Annotated in this window: 15 protein-coding genes, 2 tRNA genes and 1 riboswitch; of the genes, 10 read left to right on the forward strand and 7 right to left on the reverse strand. The window is 42.2% G+C overall.

Going from position 1 to position 18,640, the window contains the following annotated elements; all coding sequences use genetic code 11:
- Window positions 1-85 precede the first annotated feature (85 nt).
- The 5 genes from purB (at window position 86) to FAX86_RS21490 (ending at window position 5,138) form a co-directional block, all read left to right on the forward strand.
- Window positions 86-1,450, forward strand: coding sequence for an adenylosuccinate lyase (gene purB / locus FAX86_RS21470; protein WP_144395554.1), 1,365 nt, complete (start codon window positions 86-88; stop codon window positions 1,448-1,450).
- Between the two features lie 33 nt (window positions 1,451-1,483).
- Complete coding sequence (locus FAX86_RS21475) at window positions 1,484-2,629, forward strand: cupin domain-containing protein (protein WP_144395555.1); 1,146 nt, start codon at window positions 1,484-1,486, stop codon at window positions 2,627-2,629.
- Window positions 2,630-2,659: 30 nt separating this feature from the next.
- Entirely contained in the window at window positions 2,660-3,097 is a 438-nt protein-coding gene (locus FAX86_RS21480) for a GNAT family N-acetyltransferase (protein WP_144395556.1), read from the forward strand.
- The gene (locus FAX86_RS21485) at window positions 3,094-3,621 is read left to right on the forward strand and encodes a DUF7931 domain-containing protein (protein WP_144395557.1); all 528 of its coding nucleotides are present in this window, start codon (window positions 3,094-3,096) and stop codon (window positions 3,619-3,621) included. The genes FAX86_RS21480 and FAX86_RS21485 overlap by 4 nt, the downstream gene beginning before the upstream one ends.
- A 137-nt stretch (window positions 3,622-3,758) precedes the next feature.
- On the forward strand, window positions 3,759-5,138 hold the full coding sequence (locus tag FAX86_RS21490) for an MATE family efflux transporter (protein ID WP_144395558.1): 1,380 nt from the start codon (window positions 3,759-3,761) through the stop codon (window positions 5,136-5,138).
- 126 nt (window positions 5,139-5,264) lie between these two features.
- On the opposite strand, the gene FAX86_RS21495 is transcribed toward FAX86_RS21490, so the two are convergent.
- Window positions 5,265-5,340 (reverse strand) — tRNA-Glu (locus tag FAX86_RS21495).
- Window positions 5,341-5,354: 14 nt separating this feature from the next.
- Window positions 5,355-5,430, reverse strand: a tRNA-Ala gene (locus FAX86_RS21500).
- Window positions 5,431-5,780: 350 nt separating this feature from the next.
- Between FAX86_RS21500 and pyk the strand changes: the two genes are divergently transcribed.
- On the forward strand, window positions 5,781-7,226 hold the full coding sequence (gene pyk / locus FAX86_RS21505; protein WP_144395559.1) for a pyruvate kinase: 1,446 nt from the start codon (window positions 5,781-5,783) through the stop codon (window positions 7,224-7,226).
- Between the two features lie 68 nt (window positions 7,227-7,294).
- On the opposite strand, the gene FAX86_RS21510 is transcribed toward pyk, so the two are convergent.
- From FAX86_RS21510 to pepN, 3 genes are all read right to left on the reverse strand, one after another.
- Window positions 7,295-7,720: a DUF3718 domain-containing protein gene (locus tag FAX86_RS21510; RefSeq protein WP_144395560.1), complete on the reverse strand. Its 426-nt coding sequence runs from the start codon at window positions 7,718-7,720 to the stop codon at window positions 7,295-7,297.
- A 79-nt stretch (window positions 7,721-7,799) separates the two neighbouring features.
- A riboswitch (cyclic di-GMP riboswitch) is annotated at window positions 7,800-7,892 on the reverse strand.
- A gap of 92 nt (window positions 7,893-7,984) precedes the next feature.
- On the reverse strand, window positions 7,985-8,311 hold the full coding sequence (locus FAX86_RS21515; protein WP_144395561.1) for a zinc ribbon domain-containing protein: 327 nt from the start codon (window positions 8,309-8,311) through the stop codon (window positions 7,985-7,987).
- 14 nt (window positions 8,312-8,325) lie between these two features.
- On the reverse strand, window positions 8,326-10,944 hold the full coding sequence (gene pepN, locus FAX86_RS21520) for an aminopeptidase N (protein WP_144395562.1): 2,619 nt from the start codon (window positions 10,942-10,944) through the stop codon (window positions 8,326-8,328).
- A gap of 295 nt (window positions 10,945-11,239) precedes the next feature.
- Here pepN and pdhA point away from each other — a divergent pair, with 295 nt between their 5' ends.
- From pdhA to FAX86_RS21540, 4 genes are all read left to right on the forward strand, one after another.
- Window positions 11,240-12,325, forward strand: a complete 1,086-nt coding sequence (pdhA, locus tag FAX86_RS21525; RefSeq protein WP_205859279.1) for a pyruvate dehydrogenase (acetyl-transferring) E1 component subunit alpha — start codon at window positions 11,240-11,242, stop codon at window positions 12,323-12,325.
- Complete coding sequence (locus tag FAX86_RS21530) at window positions 12,325-13,305, forward strand: alpha-ketoacid dehydrogenase subunit beta (protein WP_144395564.1); 981 nt, start codon at window positions 12,325-12,327, stop codon at window positions 13,303-13,305. The genes pdhA and FAX86_RS21530 overlap by 1 nt, the downstream gene beginning before the upstream one ends.
- Complete coding sequence (locus FAX86_RS21535; protein ID WP_144395565.1) at window positions 13,302-15,026, forward strand: 2-oxo acid dehydrogenase subunit E2; 1,725 nt, start codon at window positions 13,302-13,304, stop codon at window positions 15,024-15,026. Before FAX86_RS21530 ends, FAX86_RS21535 begins: the two co-directional genes overlap by 4 nt.
- A 154-nt stretch (window positions 15,027-15,180) precedes the next feature.
- On the forward strand, window positions 15,181-16,917 hold the full coding sequence (locus FAX86_RS21540; protein WP_144395566.1) for a GGDEF domain-containing protein: 1,737 nt from the start codon (window positions 15,181-15,183) through the stop codon (window positions 16,915-16,917).
- A 5-nt stretch (window positions 16,918-16,922) separates the two neighbouring features.
- On the opposite strand, the gene FAX86_RS21545 is transcribed toward FAX86_RS21540, so the two are convergent.
- Both FAX86_RS21545 and FAX86_RS21550 read right to left on the reverse strand, forming a co-directional pair.
- Window positions 16,923-17,741: a DUF2797 domain-containing protein gene (locus tag FAX86_RS21545; protein ID WP_205859280.1), complete on the reverse strand. Its 819-nt coding sequence runs from the start codon at window positions 17,739-17,741 to the stop codon at window positions 16,923-16,925.
- 179 nt (window positions 17,742-17,920) lie between these two features.
- Window positions 17,921-18,505: a gamma-glutamylcyclotransferase gene (locus FAX86_RS21550; RefSeq protein ID WP_144395567.1), complete on the reverse strand. Its 585-nt coding sequence runs from the start codon at window positions 18,503-18,505 to the stop codon at window positions 17,921-17,923.
- Between the last annotated feature and the right edge of the window lie 135 nt (window positions 18,506-18,640).

An 18,640-nucleotide genomic window follows, 5' to 3' on the forward strand; every position in this document is an offset into this window, starting at 1 on the left:
CATTCAGTCACTCTGCCACGGCGGCAATCACTGTGGTAGAATACGGCGCTTTCTAGCTTACACCATTTATCCTTGAGGAAACCTGATGGAACTGTCTTCTCTTACTGCGATTTCACCCGTTGACGGCCGCTATGGCTCTAAATCCGAAGAGCTTCGTGAAATTTTTAGTGAGTTCGGCCTGATAAAATATCGAACAACCGTTGAAGTTCGTTGGCTACAAAAGCTTGCTGAAACTCCGGAAATTGCAGAGGTTCCAAAATTCTCAGAGGAAACTAATGCTCTGCTCAACAAAATTATCGATGAGTTTTCATTGAGTGATGCCCAGCGTGTTAAAGATATCGAGAGAACAACCAATCACGACGTTAAAGCTGTTGAGTATTTACTCAAAGAAAAAACCGATTCGAATGAAGAACTCAAGCAAGTTTCTGAGTTTATTCATTTTGCCTGTACCTCCGAAGACATCAATAATTTATCTTACGGCCTAATGCTTAAAGACGCTGGACTGATTATTGAAGAATACCAGTCGCAAGTCATGAACGAATTGCAACGATTAGCTAATGACTATGCAGAAATCCCCATGATGTCTCGTACCCACGGTCAACCGGCCTCTCCTTCAACCATGGGTAAAGAAATGGCGAACGTTCTTGCTCGACTGCAACGTCAGCACGAGCAATTTAAGTCAGTCGAAATTTTAGGAAAAATTAATGGTGCCGTTGGTAACTTCAATGCCCACCTAGTGGCTTACCCAAATGTTGACTGGCCTAAGTTTTCAGAAGAATTTGTCAACTCGATAGGATTAACGTTTAATCCATTCACCACTCAAATCGAACCTCACGATTACATTGCAGAATATTTTGATGCCATCACTCGATTTAATGTCATTTTACTCGACTTTGATCGCGATGTTTGGGGTTATATCGCTCTGGGCCACTTTAAACAAAAAACGGTTGCCGGCGAGATAGGATCATCGACCATGCCTCACAAAGTAAATCCGATCGACTTTGAAAACAGTGAAGGAAACTTAGGAATCGCAAACGCATTATTTACTCACCTTGGTCAAAAACTTCCTGTATCGAGATGGCAGCGCGACTTATCCGATTCAACCGCTTTACGTGCCTTGGGTGTTGGTGTCGCTCACTCTATTATTGCTTATAAGGCCACACTAAAAGGTATTAGTAAACTCGAAGTTAACCCGGCTTCACTCAAAGCTGAATTGAATGACAATTGGGAATTACTGGCTGAACCCATTCAAACGGTTATGCGTCGCTACGGAATAGAAAAGCCCTATGAGAAACTCAAAGAACTAACTCGCGGCAAAAAAGTTGATCAAGCTGGAATGGCAGAATTTATTGATGGACTGGCACTTCCCGACTCAGTGAAAAGCGAATTAAAACAGTTAACACCCGAATCTTACATTGGCAATGCAATTTCACAAGCACGAAAAATTTAGTGATTCGACCGTCTCATTTTATAGACTCAAATTATGAAAACTCTGGGTCAATTCTCTGTTGAACACTTTCTTGAGCACTACTGGCAACAAAAGCCGGTGGTGCTACGTCAAGTTTTCCCTCGTTTTGAAGATTTATTAACTCCGGAAGAACTTGCTGGAATGAGCTTGGAAAGCGATGTTGAGTCTCGCTTAATACAGTATCAATCTGAAAACTCGCAATGGCATTTAAATACCGGTCCTCTTTCCGAATCAATTTACTCATCACTGCCAGAGAATCATTGGACACTATTGGTACAAACCATCGATGAGTGGTTACCAGAAGCCCATGAATTGCTCGAGCATTTTAACTTCATCCCAAACTGGCGACGGGACGATCTAATGGTGAGTTACGCGACACCAGGCGGTGGTGTTGGTCCTCATGTGGATCAATACGATGTTTTTCTGGTGCAAGGATTAGGCAGTCGACGATGGAAAGTTGGCAGTCCCAATCAAAAAGTCACGCCCAGCTTCCCTCACCCTCAACTAAAACAAATAGCCGACTTTGATCCAATTATCGACGAAACTCTTGAACGCGGTGATGTTCTGTATATTCCTCCCAATACCCCGCACGATGGTGTCGCAGTCGAAGCCTGTATGACTTATTCTGTCGGATTTCGAGCGCCATCTCACCACATGATTTATGAACAACTCTTGGACGATATTCTGAGTGAGGAAGAATTCTCTTCACCCAGATTTAAAGATGTCAGCCCTAATAGAGCTTTCAAAACGCAAGCGCTACCTTCCCAGTTAATGGATTGGTTGAGAGCCAGTTTGGCTTCCATTTCCGATGAAGCATTAATCCAAGCTTTTGGAAAATTAGTCACCGAGCCTCGTTACGAAAATGAACCATTCGAAGATTCGCTTGGTCGTGCATTCAAAAATATTGGCAATCGTCCATTTACTTTGCAAATCGATCCACAAGCTCGTGTTACATACACCGAGTGTAACCAACAATTTTTCCTTTTTATTAATGGTGAATCTGTTCTTTTCTCCACCAGATATCAACCAATCCTAAAAAAATTATGTGAATATGAACAAATTCACGGAAAAGACCTCAATAATTGCCTTCAAGATATTGAATTTGTAAACGAAATTGCTAATCTTATTGATAAGGGCTGGATAATTTTTATCCAAATGTAATTTATTATCGCAAGATAGCGAACTCCGAGCATGCAAGAAGAATTTATTGTCAGCGAAGTATCCTGGAACGACGCATGTGACTTACTTAAACAAGTGCGAGAAAAAGTCTTTGTGCTGGAACAGCGCGTATCCACTCAAATTGAAATTGATGGAAGAGATCCTGTTTGTTACCACGTGCTTGTAAAAACCAAACAAGGTGAGCCGATCGGCACCGGGCGATTAAGTCCGGAAGGAAAAATTGGCCGGGTGTCGGTGCTGATGCCCTATCGCGGTCTCGGACTCGGTTCAAAAATACTTCAAGCCCTTCTCAATATCGCCGACCGAGAACAACTTAGCCCCGTTAAACTTCACGCCCAAATCCAAGCCATCGACTTTTACGAACGTCATCAATTCGTTGCCAATGGTCCAGTATTCATGGAAGCTGGAATACCTCACCAAACGATGAAGCGCTACAGCAGTCAACCATGAGTGAAGAACTAGAAAACACATTACTGAATGCCGAGCTTGGAGAAACGGAAACCCCATTACATTTAGATCGAAGCAGCGAGTTAAAATTGGCTTGCTACCGAATGTATTCCCTCGCTAAAAAGCGCATTGATATTTTGACCTACGACCTTGAGCCAAGAATATTAAGTGAACGAGAAATCGAACAGGCGTTAAAAGAATTCATTCGACAAAGCCGTCACACTGAAGTTCGAATTTTGGTCTTTGATACCACCATGTTACAAAAAGTTGATCATCGACTCGTTGCTCTTGCTCAGGCTTTTCCAAGCTACGTCAGCATCCGTGTTCTCGCAAAAGATTTTCAACAAATCCCCTACTCGTTTCATCTAGTTGATGACAGTGGCTTAATTTATCGTACGAATCATAGTGAGTTAGAAAGCTTGGTGAGTTTTAACAGTAAACTCAAAGTTAGAGAATACCGCAAAGAATTCAATGAAATGTGGGAACACAGTCGAGTCGCCAGCGAACTACGCTCCCTCTCAATCTAAAAAACACTTTCTTTTTAATCGACCTAGTAATTTCAAATTAAACCGAGAGCTCTTTTTACAAGACTTGGTTCTGTTTAAGTGCTATAAGATCCATTCTCTCAAAATAAACATTCGCGATAGATTATTTAACCGCTTTTATGTCCCGCACTCAATCGTCCCCTACTCAATACGAGCTAACCGAACTGTTTAAGTTAGGCTTGCCCGCTGTGTTAGCGCAGATTTCACAAATGTCCTTGGGCGTTATCGATACAATGATGGCAGGTCAAGTTAATCCTGAAGCACTTGCCGCCATAGCGGTCGGTACTAATATTCTCAATCCCGTCATCGTTTTTATTTTGGGTGTCTTTTTAGCATTAAACCCAATCGTGTCGCACTTAAATGGTCGTGGTGATCTTCAACAAATTGGTGTCGTTTTTCAGCACTCACTAGTTTTGGGCATCTTGTTAGCCCTTCCTTCCATTTACTTTTTGAATAACTCACTCCCATTAATGGAATCTATCGAAATTCAGTCAGACTTAACCGGCATCGTCCACCAATATTTACAAGCCTGCTCTTACGGAATCATTCCTTTGTTTATGTTTTTTGCTCTTAGATTTTGTAATGAAGGATTATTTTCTAATCGAGCAATTATGGTTGTTTCGATCATCGCGATTCCGTTCAATATATTGTTCAACTTTTGGTTTATCTGGGGTGGGCTCGGTATTCCTGCGATGGGAGCAGTCGGCGTTGGTTATGCCACCAGCACTGTCTGGTTTATTATGTTTGTGTCATTAGGCATCTACACCATAAAAACGCCCCGCTATAAACACCTTGCCATTACCGATCAACTCCACCGTTTTAATCCAAGACAAATTAAAGAAATATTTCGCTTGGGATTACCAATGGGCATTGGTGTTGGAATGGAAATCGCAATGTTTGCCTTTATTGGACTTCTCATCGGACGCTACGAAGTGACTATTGTCGCGTCTCATCAAATTGCCATTAATATTGCATCGATGGCTTACATGGTTCCTTTGGGTTTATCCATCGCAATTTCTGCCCGGGTCGGATTTTATGCTGGCAGAGAAGATGTCGAGTCGCTCAAGTTAGCCGGGAAAACAGGAATTCTAACGGCAATTGGACTGGCAATAATGTCTGCCATGATTATATTTTTTACATCGACTTTTCTAGCAGAACTATATACGGATGATATTAAAGTAATTACGCTGGCGGCTTCTCTTTTATATCTGGCAGCCATTTTTCAACTATCTGATGCTATCCAGGTATCGATTAGCGGTGCTTTACGAGGCCTAAAAGACACCCAAATACCCATGGTGATCTCTGCTATTGCCTATTGGTTAATTGGCTTTCCGGTAGGTTACTATTTTGCCGAATATTCTCAAATGGGTGTCAGAGGCTATTGGATGGGAATTATTGCCGGGCTTACCGCAGCAGCGATTCTCTTATTTTTCCGTTACCAACAAGAAATCGATAAATTCCAGATAAAGCAAGCTCAGCAAACAGCGGAAGATCTCTAACAATTCATTCTGCTGTTATTTTGTAATGTTATCTACAGACATACATTGGTTCTGGAGTTATACATTGATCTATGACTGTTGAAGGCATAAAAAAAGCCTAATCCTTTCGGATTAGGCTTTTCAATATGGCGTCCCCTAGGGGATTCGAACCCCTGTTACCGCCGTGAAAGGGCGGTGTCCTAGGCCTCTAGACGAAGGGGACGAAACCTTCGTATCTGGTGGAGCTAAGCGGGATCGAACCGCTGACCTCAACACTGCCAGTGTTGCGCTCTCCCAGCTGAGCTATAGCCCCGAATTGGAGGCGCATTTTAATGAGGCCCTTCTCCCCTGTCAATAAATATTTGTCACTTTTTTCATTTAACTCATTGATTATTCTAAACAACACAATTTTTGATCAAATTGAGCAGTTAACAATCTGAAGGCTAATTATCTGAACGTTCAACGAGCTTGTTAACCCTCCATCAAAGGCGATATAGTTAGACAACATTTTATAAAGTTGGCTTAACAACTTATATCTTAGTCCAGCTCGACTTCTTTTTATTCTTAAATTGCAGCGTAGCTGCCAAAAAGCCACTGAAAAATACACTAAAGTTAATATGTCAAAACAATCCGATTTTCAATATTCTAAAAAGGAAATGTACTGTGTTTAAGCGTACTAAGATCGTGACAACATTGGGTCCAGCAACCGATAACAAAGATGCTCTCAAAAAGCTATTCGCAGCAGGAGCAAACGTTGTACGTATGAATTTCTCGCATGGTAGTCCAGAAGACCATTTGCACCGAACTCAATTGGTTCGCGAAGCATCGCATGAAATGGGTATTGAAGTTGCCATTCTCGGTGACTTACAAGGACCTAAAATTCGAATCGCTCGATTTAAAGATTCCAAGATCACTTTAAAGAAAGGCCAAACGTTTACCCTCGATGCCAGTCTTGAGACCGACGCAGGCGATGAGACACAAGTTGGCATTGATTACAAAGCTCTGCCGAATGACTGTAAAACAGGAGACTTTCTATTGCTCGATGATGGCCGCGTCCAACTCGAAGTCACCAAAATAGAAAACTCGCGCGTCGAAACAACAGTTGTCATTGGTGGACCACTGAGTAACAACAAGGGAATTAATTTAAAAGGCGGTGGATTATCAGCGCCGGCATTAACCGAGAAAGATAAGCGCGATATTCAATTAGCCGCATCAATGGGCGTCGATTATCTTGCCGTTTCTTTTCCGCGTCATGCTGAGGATATAAAAGAAGCAGAGCAATTATTACGAGCCACAGGATCGCAAGCTGGTCTGGTTGCGAAAATAGAACGAGCTGAAGTCGTCAATTCCGACGAAATACTCGATGAAATTATCATTGCTTCAGAAGCAGTCATGGTTGCGCGCGGCGATTTAGGCGTCGAGATCGGCGATGCAGAGCTTATTGGAGTACAAAAGAAAATCATTGCTCGAGCAAGAGCTCTTGATCGGGTCGTTATAACAGCCACTCAAATGATGGAATCGATGATCACCAATGCGATTCCAACTCGAGCAGAAGTCTTCGACGTTGCCAACGCCGTGCTCGATGGAACCGATGCTGTCATGTTGTCTGCCGAAACCGCTACGGGCGAACATCCGATATTGGTGGTTGAAGCCATGGCGAGAGCTTGTCAGGGAGCCGAAAAGCAGAAGGTCTCACAAATTTCCAAACATCGAATGGAAGATCAATTTGATCGCATTGATGAGGCTATTGCGATGGCTACCATGTACACCGCGAATCACCTGGTTGGTGTTAAAGCGATTTGTTGCCTTACCGAATCGGGAGCTACTGCATTGTGGATGTCTCGAATTCGCTCCGGTATGCCCATTTACGCATTAACCAAACGAGAGGATACCCAAAGACGTCTCGCTCTTTACCGTGGTGTTGAAGCCATTCCTTTTGATCCCACCGTTTTGGCACGCCACGATGTTAATCGACTCGCGGTTGAGGAGTTAAAAAAACGGGATATTGTTGAAGACGGTGATCTAGTCTTACTGACCAAAGGCGATCACATGGGAATCTTAGGCGGTACCAATGCCATGAAAATTGTTCGCGTTGGTGACGTCGTATAATACTTATATCAAAACATTAAAAAGGGCCAACAAGGCCCTTTTTAGAATAATTTAGCCGGTCAAAACCTTTATTCACCAAATCGGCTTTCTGCCTCAGAATAAATGGTTTTTGCCTTGTTAACGTCTTTAAGACTGCCACTGGCAAGCGCTTCTTTCATCCAGACGCTCGTTTTTACGCCATCATGCTCTTCCAATTGAAAGTCATCTCGAGACATTTTCTTTATCAAAAAAGAAGATACTTCTGTCGCGCCGTAAAAAGTCGCGGTTCGTAACAGACTTCCACCAGGGAAATCGCCTTCAGGCTGACATACAAATCCAGCATACGTGTGACGAAGCTTTAAATTTGCAGAACGGAGCTTTTTGCGAATATTACTGCGATCGTCACTTTTAACGTAATCACACATCGACTCCGTTAAACGATCAATTGTTGAGTTAGCAGACACATTCACGCTGAAAAGAGTAACAATACATAAAGAAAAAAGTGACCTAATCACAGCAATCTCCAAAAAATTCAAAAGGTTAAAGCAGTTGTGATAATGGCATTCATCAAGAGTTGATGATCAGGAAGTGACGTTTGGTAACCCCGCTATCATGAGCTAATTTCTTAACTGTTAGACCGGAAGCTTTGCGTACCACATCTTTCAATGATGGTTGCCTTTATCAAGTTGGCGCCGATTATATACATATTCGAGATATACACAAGCTTTTTTTGAATGTTTTTTAATCACCCAGAAATCCTGTTTTCTATGACTGAAGCGCTAATGGCGCTTCAGTAGAAAAGATTGAATACGGCTGAACAAGTATCCCGCTCCTCCTAAAACGATGCCGATGTAACCCAGCCAACGATAAAGGTCATCCGCTTTCCGCCCACCAAAATACATAAAAAGGACGCCCGCAATAAAAACGATCATCGATAAATACACAATCATTTGAATACGATTACGCTTTTTCAGTCGAATAATCCGATGAGCCCGTTCCCGCTCTTCATCGGACGCATCTTTAGAAATCGTGTAACCACAATGATTACACACCCTGGCTCTATCGGATATTGGCTTTCTACACTCTGGACATTTAACTATCGCCATCTAAATGCATCCCCTTACTTCAAAGTTTCAAGTGTTTTTGACACTATCTCAAAGACATCTTTTGACAATTTTTCTTTATTTTTTAAGTTTTCCAATATCGACTTAACCATTGCTTGTCGTGATTGATCAAGGTGACGGGCAACTGAAAACTGTTTTGATAAATTTGCCGCAACTTGTGGATTAAAATCATCCACTTCATAAATAACGTCTCCCAACAATTGATAACCCAGGCCATCCAGTCGATGAAACTGAGCGAAATTTCCTGCAGCGAATGCACCAAATAAACTGCGTAATTTATTTGGATTTTTAATATTAAAGGCAGGACTTTGTCTTAACTGATTAATCGTTTTAACAACATCCTCGTGGTCGTGCGTTGCATGAGCCACGAACCACTTATCCATAACCAAAGGTTCATCTTGCCATTTCTTATAAAACGCATCCGATAGTTGCCCCGCTTCCTTCGTATTTTCATGAATTGCACACGTTAGTGCAGCAATTTCATCGGACATAAGTTTTGCGGCATTAAACTGTTTCTCGACATAGGAACTCGCTGTGGATTCACCATGTACCAAATATTGCATCGTTAAATTTTTGAGTGCTCGATTGGCGGCGGCTTCTTGTGATAAATCATCGTCGCCTTCAACATACAATTCGTTATATTTTTCCTGCCACAAAGTCGCCAACTCTTTTGCAATATAACTTTTCAGACCTCTTCTTTTTTCAACTAGAAAATCAATACCTTTCGAATAATCGAGTTCAAACAAAGTTTTCAAATCAGGAATTTGCAGCGCACGCGCTTTAAAGGCGTTATCAACATCAGTATCTTTCAGAATATTTTCGAATGCTGATTTAATGGAGGTCGCTAAACCATTATCATCCGACAGCAGATAACGTTGCATTAATTGTTGACCAGCGTCCCATCGGTTAAACGCGTTGACATCATGTGCAAACAACAGCGCCAAATCTTTTTCCGTTAATTCACTGCTAATCTTCACCGGCGCTGAAAAATCTCTAAACAAAGAAGGAACAACATCCTTTTCGACATCATGAAAAATAAAAGACTCTCCACTTTGATCAAAGTTTAATAAGACTTCATCTTGGGGATCTCCATCAGGCGACAGACGAAACGTAACGGCGTCACCATCTCGAGCAATAAGCCCTAACTTTACTGGAATTAAATAGGCTTGTTTTGCCGATGGATGCGAGTTTGATTGTATAAATTGGAGTTCCAACGTTTTGTTCGTTTCATCATAACGATGCGTTACCTTGACGGTTGGCGTTCCCGCTTGACTGTACCAATGTTTAAAAGTATCCAAATTTACGCTACTTGCATCAGCCATCGCCGCAACAAAATCGTTACAGGTAACAGCTTGCCCGTCATGGCGATCAAAATACAAGTCCATACCTTTGCGGAAACTATCTTCTCCTATTAAGGTATGAATCATCCGAATAACTTCAGCACCTTTATTGTATACAGTTACCGTGTAAAAATTATTCATCTCAATGTATTCATCGGGACGAATCGGATGTGCCATTGGACCCGCATCTTCAGCAAATTGGTAACTTCGAATAACTTTGACATCATCAATCCGTTTTACTGCTTTCGATCGTAAATCTTCCGTAAATCGTTGATCACGAAAAACCGTAAGGCCTTCTTTCAAACTCAGTTGAAACCAGTCGCGACAGGTTACTCGGTTACCGGTCCAGTTATGGAAATACTCATGACCAATAACACTTTCAACATTTTCAAAATCTTGATCCGTCGCTGTTTGTGGATTGGCTAATACGTATTTGGTATTAAAAATGTTTAGGCCTTTGTTTTCCATTGCGCCCATATTAAAATCACCGACCGCAACAATCATATACAGGTCCAAATCGTATTCCAAATTGAATTTCTCTTCGTCCCACTTCATTGCATTTTTAAGCGACTCCATCGCAAACTCAGTTTGATCCAACTTTCCTTTATCGACATACAGTTCCAATTTAACCGTTCTTCCTGATTGCGTCGTAAACGTGTCTTCCAATAAATCCAAATCGCCTGCTACCAACGCAAATAAATAACAAGGCTTTAAAAAGGGATCTTGCCATTCACAAAAGTGACGATCATTCGCTAAATCTCCGGCATTAACTTTATTACCATTAGACAAAAGTAATGGATATTTGTCTTTATCAGCTTCAATCCGAACATCAAATTTCGCTAAAATATCTGGTCGATCCATATAGTAAGTAATTTTACGAAATCCTTCAGCTTCACATTGCGTACATAATTTATCACCGGATTGATATAACCCTTCTAATGATGTGTTTTTATGGGGCTCGATCGAACACCGAGTAAACAGTTCAAATTTATCGTCAACTTTATTTAATTGCATGCCCTGTTCGTTGATGGTGTATTCACTCTCGTCTAATACCTGTCCATTAAACTCAATGGCCAACAATTTAAGCTCTTCACCATCGAACCAAACTGAATTTGCATTAACATCGCCTTCTGGGTTGCGTCGCACCATTAACCGAGATTCGACTAATGTTTCTTCGTCGTTAATTAAAAAATTTAATGAAATTTCGTCAATTAAAAAATTAGAAGGTTTATAGTCTTTGCGATATTTCGTAACCGGTGCCGTTGAAGTTTTCATGGTCGTTTTTGTCGCCTTTTATTCGTGAATCACTGAGTCAAAATGTTGCTTTGAATAATTGTTAAAGACTAACGGAATACACATTAAATCAAAACCGGTTTCATGAATTACTGGTCCGATTTGTTTTAAAAAGGGTTCGATTTTTCATTAAAACTGAGCAAATAACGCTCAATCACTACTAACTTTTGTTGTTTAGCGCTATACAAATGCGCTTCAGATCCTTATGATCGGCGCCGCAATATTATTGACTCTACGCCAGCCGAAAAAATTCGGCTGCCTCGAAAGGAGGTTTATTGTGACCACGGTTGCAAAGTTTGACATAAAGTACACGCAATACATTGATCAAGATGGAAAGCCAACCAGCAAAAAATTACCCAAGCTGGCGAAAGACATCGACACCTTAAAAACTCTCTATCGATCAATGCTTCGAATTCGTACCTTAGATACGAAAGCTTACGCACTTCAGCGAACTGGAAAAATGGGAACCTACCCAGCAGCCCTTGGCCAAGAAGCCATAGGCGTTGGCTTTGGGTCAGCACTCAACAAAGAAGACGTGCTTGTTCCCTATTACCGTGGTCAAGCAGCCATGGTTGAACATGGTGTCACCATGGAAGAAGTATTACTCTACTGGGGTGGTGACGAGCGTGGTTCCGATTATCAACACGCAAAAGAAGATTTTCCGATTGCCGTACCGATCGCCACACAATGTTTGCATGCCGCTGGCGTTGCCAAAGCAATGCAATTGAAAGGTGAAAAGCGATGTGTTGCAACCGAAATTGGAGAAGGTGGAACTTCCGAAGGCGATTTTTATGAAGCCATCAATGTTGCTGGTATCTGGAAATTACCGGTTGTCTTTTTCATTAATAACAACCAATGGGCTATTTCAGTTCCTTCCGAAATTCAAACTGCCTGTGAAACTTACGCGCAAAAAGCCATTGCAGCCGGTATCGAAGCCGTTCAAGTTGACGGTAACGACATTGTTGCCGTTCGTGAAGCAGCCGAAAAAGCCTATGAAAAAGCTCGGAAAGGCGGTGGTGCCACGTTAATTGAATGTATCTCACTCCGCTTATGTGACCATACAACTGCTGATGATGCCAGCCGCTACCGTCCAGAAGGTGAATTAGATGAAGGCTGGAAAGCAGAGCCGATTCTTCGTTTGCGTAAATACTTAGAATCGATGGGAGAATGGGACGACGAGCAAGAAGAAGCGCTCAAAGCGGAACTTGCTAAAGAAGTCCAAGAAGCCGTTGATAATTATCTCAATACAGCCCCCGACAAGCCAGAAGCCATGTTCGATTATTTATACTCCGAGCTGCCCGCACGTACTATGGAGCAGCGCCAATACGCGATCGACAAAGCGAACAATAAAGGAGCGAAATAATGTCAGCCATCACGCTTATTGAAGCCGTTAATAAAGCAATGGCTTACGAAATGGAAAATGACCAAACAGTTGTTGCTTTGGGAGAAGATGTCGGTGCCAACGGTGGTGTTTTCCGCGCCACTGATGGACTACAAAAGAAATTTGGCCCTGATCGTGTCATCGACACACCACTGGCAGAATCGATGATTGCCGGTGTTTCTATTGGTATGGCTGCACAAGGTATTAAACCTGTCGCTGAAATTCAATTTATGGGCTTTATCTTCCCTGCATTTGATCAAATCGTGTGTCATATGGCGCGAATGCGTCACCGAACGCGTGGCCGAATTACTTTACCGATGGTTATCCGAGCGCCTTACGGTGGTGGTATTCACGCGCCAGAGCATCACTCTGAAAGTACAGAAGCTTTGTTTGCTCACATTCCTGGATTAAAAGTTGTTATTCCTTCGAATCCATCACGGGCATACGGTTTAATGCTAGCCGCCATTCGTGACCCAGATCCCGTCATTTTTCTTGAGCCAAAACGTGTTTACCGAATTGTTAAGCACGAAGTTGAAGATAATGGCGAAGAGTATCCGATTGGATGTTGTTTTGTGGATCGCGAAGGCACGGACATTACGCTAATATCTTGGGGCGCCATGCTACATGAAACGCATCAAGCTGCGGAAAAACTCGCCGCAGAAGGTATCAGCGCTGAAGTTATTGATGTAGCGACAGTGAGCCCACTCGATATTGACACTATCTTGGAGTCTGTAGAAAAAACAGGCCGCGCAATGATTGTTCAAGAAGCCCCAAAAGCGGGAAGCCTGGGTTCAGAAATTGCCGCAGAAATTGCTGAAAAAGCAGTCATGAGTTTACTCGCACCCATTGGCCGGGTTTCCGGATACGATACAGTAATGCCGTATTATCGACTGGAAAAGCAATACATGCCTACCGTGGATCGTGTTCTCGAAGAAGCCAGAAAAATAATGGAGTACAAATGAACATCTTCAACTTACCCGATTTAGGTGAAGGACTTCCCGACGCAGAAGTCGTTCGCTGGTTAGTTAAAGAAGGCGACACTGTAACCGTTGACCAACCCATGGTCGAAATGGAAACAGCCAAAGCCGTAGTCGAAGTACCTTCTCCCTACGCGGGAAAAGTTACCAAGCTGCACGGTCAGCCCGGAGATGTTATTCAAGTGGGTGCTCCTTTGGTTGAGTTCGATGGTGACGGCAGCTCGTCAGCACCTTCTACAGAAGCCAAATCAGAAACACCAAAACAACAACCAGCTGCAGAAAAACCTGCTGCGCCGGTCCAATCAGGTTCAGGCGAAGTATTCAAGCTACCTGATCTTGGTGAAGGATTACCTGACGCCGAAGTGGTTCGTTGGTTAGTCAAAGAAGGTGACACTGTAACGGTTGATCAACCCATGGTTGAAATGGAAACAGCCAAAGCCGTCGTTGAAGTCCCCTCACCTCTTGCTGGAACGATTTCCAAATTACACGGCAAAGAAGGCGACGTTATTCAGGTGGGCTCCCCGCTGGTTACTTTTGGTGGCCAAGGCGGAGAAGCCGCTGCTCAACCAGAATCCAGTGACGATTCAAAATCGGCCGATGCCGGTACCGTTGTCGGTGCTGTCGAAGTCGGCAATCAAATCGTTGCCGAATCAGCCGACTCCATTGCCAAAGCATTGGCTCGCAAATTAAAAGTCGATTTAACGAAAGTTAAAGGCACTGGCAAAGATGGAAAAATTACGCAAGCCGATGTGAAAGCCGCAGCCAAAGCAGGAACAGCCACAGCATCAGGCAATGCATCAGCAGGTCAACCAACCGTCGGTACAGATACCAACAATCCTTTGTCCTACAAAGCATCGCCAGCAGTAAGAGCTTTAGCGCGACGCTTGGGCGTTGATTTGGGTCAGTGTCAGGCAACCGGTCGCAAAGGCAGTATTACACGCGCTGACGTCGAGCAAGCATCCAGTGGTAAGCCATCGGCTGCAGCTCAAGCAATGTCTCAACGACCAGCAGCAACCAGTTCAACCGCAGCTCAATCAACTGGTTCACGTTTGCCGAGTATTAACATCACTCGTGATCCTCAGCCAGTTCGTGGTGCACGACGTGCCATGGCTCAAGGCATGGCTCATTCACACGCAACCGTTGTTCCAACAACTTTGGTTGAAGATGCCAACATTAGTTCATGGCCGAAAGGCACCGATTCACTCGCTCGTTACATTCGAGCCATGGTGTATGCATGCCGAGTTGAACCATCGCTAAACGCTTGGTTTGATGGTGAAAACATGGAAAAGCTGCACCATCCAAATGTAAGCATTGGTATTGCGGTTGATACACCAGATGGTCTTTACGTTCCTGTTGTTCACAATGCTGATCAACAAACAATGGCCGAGTCTCGAGCAAGTGTTCAAGTCCTTCGTGACAAGATCGCAAACAAAGCCATTAAACCTGATGATCTTGCCAATGCGACAATCACCCTGTCGAACTTTGGTTCTATTGCGGGTCGTTATGGAACACCTGTTGTTTCACCGCCACAGGTCGCCATTTTAGGCACTGGCCGATTCCGTAATGAACTTCAATTAACGGATAAAGGCATTGTGAATCAAAAAATGTTGCCGCTTTCTTTAACCTTTGATCACCGAGCTTGTACGGGTGGAGAAGCAGCAAGATTTTTAGCTGCCTTAGTCGAAGATCTTCAAAAGCCAGCATAGTCAATAGACCTTACGACTCAAGGTGACTGATAACACCTTGAGTCGTTTCGTAACAACCGAAGAAACATCAGTAATCTTCGTTGACTGTACTGTATGGCAACGGTAAACTTCTGAGTATCTCGTAGTAGTCGTTCTGGCATTGGATGCTTATTTAATGAAACAATGGAATTGTATTTCGAAACTCATCAATTCAATAAAATTTATCTTATTATTTTTCTGTTTTGGAATAAGCAACTCGCTGTTATCGTCTGACAATATCCGTGCATTATACTCACCACCGATCGGAAGTTCTCCGGTTTTAGATGGTCAGTGGACATTATGTTTTGCTAATGGCTTTAAACCCTATAACAACCTTTCAAAATGCCACCCGTTTAAAATTCCCGGCTCTTGGGAAGAGCAAGGATACGAAGACTATGATGGCTTTGTCAGACTCAGCAAGTTATTTTTCCTTAGTGAAGAACAAACAAAAGATTACACCGGAATTTATTTTCATAAAATTCGTGACGCCGACAAAGTCTATATCAACGGTCACTTAATAGGAGAAACAGGAGAGTTTCCTCCAGATTTTAAAAAGGCAACGCTCTATTCACGCACTTATTCCATCGATCCGGATGTCTGGAAAATTAACGACATGAATAGAATTGACGTCTGGATTTATAATAACGCCCGTATGGGCGGCATTACTAACGAAGCACCCGTTCTCGATAACTACTACAACTTATTAAAAAAGCAAACCTACTCAAACTACGAAACCATTGCCTTTGTCAGTGTTCTGGCCGTATTCGCATTATTACATTTAGTCTACTTTGCTTTTCATCGACATTCTTTTGATGTGCTATTTTATGGAATTTTTGTTGGCACCTGGTCTGTCTACTTATTAACTTACACAGAAATCATTCTCGATTTAAATTTTGATTTAAACTTTATTTTTCGCCTGAACATTGCTCTGTTTTACATTATCTTTATTTCATTACCGCTGTTTATTTTCAAGTTTTATAATGAGCCGGTTCCGAAATATTTGACACTTGTTTTTGCGTTTGTTGCGCTAAATATTCCCTTCGTGCTTTTAGTGCCCAATATCGATCATATTTACTTATCGCTGACATTGATTGAAACGGTAGCACTATTAGTAACCTTGCCCGCGATTATTTACATCATTTACCAATCTTATAAACGACAACTTGATTATTCACGGTACTTAAATGCTTTCGTAATTTTATATTTGTTTTTGGGAACACTGGATATCTACTTCGACTTTACTAAAGGCGCACCCGATGTTGGAAACCGTTTATTAGGTCCTTATGCGTTGATTATTTTAAACTTCGCATTTAGCGCCATTGTTTATCATAAACATTGGGTTTACTACCAAGGCGCAACCTTTGACACATTAACCGGCTTATTACAACGAGAGCCTTTTATAGAAAGACTCACGCAAGACTTATATCGATTTCAGCGTAACGAACAGCGACTGATCATCATCATGCTAGATTTGGATCGCTTTAAATCCATCAACGATACTTTTGGTCATATGGCAGGCGATGATGTATTACGTGCAGTTGCAAACGGATTAACTCAAAGTTTGCGTACGTTTGACAATGTGGCTCGTTTTGGCGGCGACGAGTTTTGTATCTCTGCACTAGTAGACAAAGACACTCACGTTGAAAGTTTTGTTGAGCGAATACATCAAGCTATTTCAAATATAGAAATTGAAGTGAAAGGCGTCACGATTAAACCAGCCGCTACTTTTGGAGCGCTCGAGTATCACTCAACCTTTGGTGACGATCCGGAACAACTCATCACCATGGCAGACGACCAGCTCATTACCGCAAAATTTAACGACAAAGGCTCTATACTTTGGTTTAAAGAGCCTCTTTTAAGTTACGTCAGCTGAATTTTTTATGCTGCATCAAATGTGATTTCATAAGACGTGAATTTACGTATGTTTATCACGCCGGTATCAAGCAGTAAATACTGCCCTTTTATACCCATCAAAACGCCTTCGACCACCGGGTTTTTATCAAAATTATGAGAGGCGATTTTTGTTGGAAATGCTTCAACAGGATAGTTAATATCGACAACATCGCTCTTCATAAACTCGATTTCATTTTCACCGTGCTCGGATATTAATTGATTAAGAGACGCCGAAAGTTCATTTTTTAAACTTTCGCCTCTCTCCGCTAGATCAACCGAATCCGCATTCCCTTTTAACATGGCGCGCCAATTGGTCTTATCCGCAATAAGATCTTTAAACAAGGTTTCAACAAAGCCCGACTGTTGCCGCGTCGCCACTTTAAATAAAATCATTGCCTGTGTGGCGCCTTGGTCGATCCAACGTGTTGGAATTTGAGAATGACGAGTAATCCCGACTTTAAGACCGCTCGTATTCGATAAATAAACATAATGGGGAATAAAACAGTGGGTTTCGCCCCACTCTGGCTCGCGACAAGTTCCTTCATGATAATGACACGTTTCTGGCTTCATAATGCACATGTCACAGCGTGCTAATTTTTTCATACACGGATAGCAATAACCTTGCGAAAAGCTCTTCTTCGTTTTTTTAGCGCAATTGGAACAGTAGATATTTCCTGTATGCTCCATTCGAATTTTTTGGCCAATTAACGGATTTAATCCAATATCCTCTTCACCAACCGGCAAAAAGTATTGAACAGGAGATTCAAGTTGAGATTTAAGTTTATTGAGCGTTCCAGTAATCATTGCAGGTTTCTTGTTTTGATTATCGTTGAATGTGATCTGGCGCTAGTTTGACAAAGATCCTAGCAAATGAAAAGGACTCTTCAATGCTCAATCAATCTTAGTTCGGTACTATTGTATAAAGACCAACCGCTTAAAGTATTCACGATTGTTTTAAGTTGGACTTTACGAAGAATGACTAATTAACGATCAATAATATCGTTCAGATGGTTTTCAATGGTGAAAACATGTTCATCATGAGCACCCAGATTTCTTAAAGCCTCAGCAAGCAACAATAGGTACTCGCTGTTTTTTCCAGAAGGGCCTTCACTGCGTGCAATATGCTCTGCAATATCAGATTCGGGTAACGGACCAAGATAAGCGGCATTTTCTGGAGAGGCAATGTAAATGAGACCTTTTACAATTTTTGTAATTTGGTTGTGAGAATCTAATAACCGACACTCAATCTCGTGACGCAAATAACCATTCTTTTCTCGAATGTTAAGATGCTCAAAAACTTCTTCCGTCACTCGATAAGCCATTCCCATACATTCCGAGCCAGGCGACTCAATTAACGTTAGCACCCTTCCCGGCCGTTCTGGCGTCCCTCGATGATCGTGACTTCCCTGCCAAAATTTTCTTTGCCAGCCGTTAATAACGGCTTTTTGCTTGTCCAAAAAAGGAAAGTCCACTTTGTAAATTAGCGAGCCATAACCAAACAACCAGATCTCATGATAGTTCGATAAGTTCTGCCGTGATTGATTCTGTTTTGATGTGTCGTGGCTCATGATAGCGAATCCTTTTATAATCTGTAAAAAACTTATAACTACATTAATTAAAAACTATATATTAAAAGGAATTAAGTCTAATCCAGCCTAAATAAGCAAAAGAATTTCACCTTTGATTGCAACTTAGCAATAAAT

Source organism: Pleionea sediminis, assembly GCF_007570825.1.
Lineage (GTDB): Bacteria > Pseudomonadota > Gammaproteobacteria > Enterobacterales > Kangiellaceae > Pleionea > Pleionea sediminis.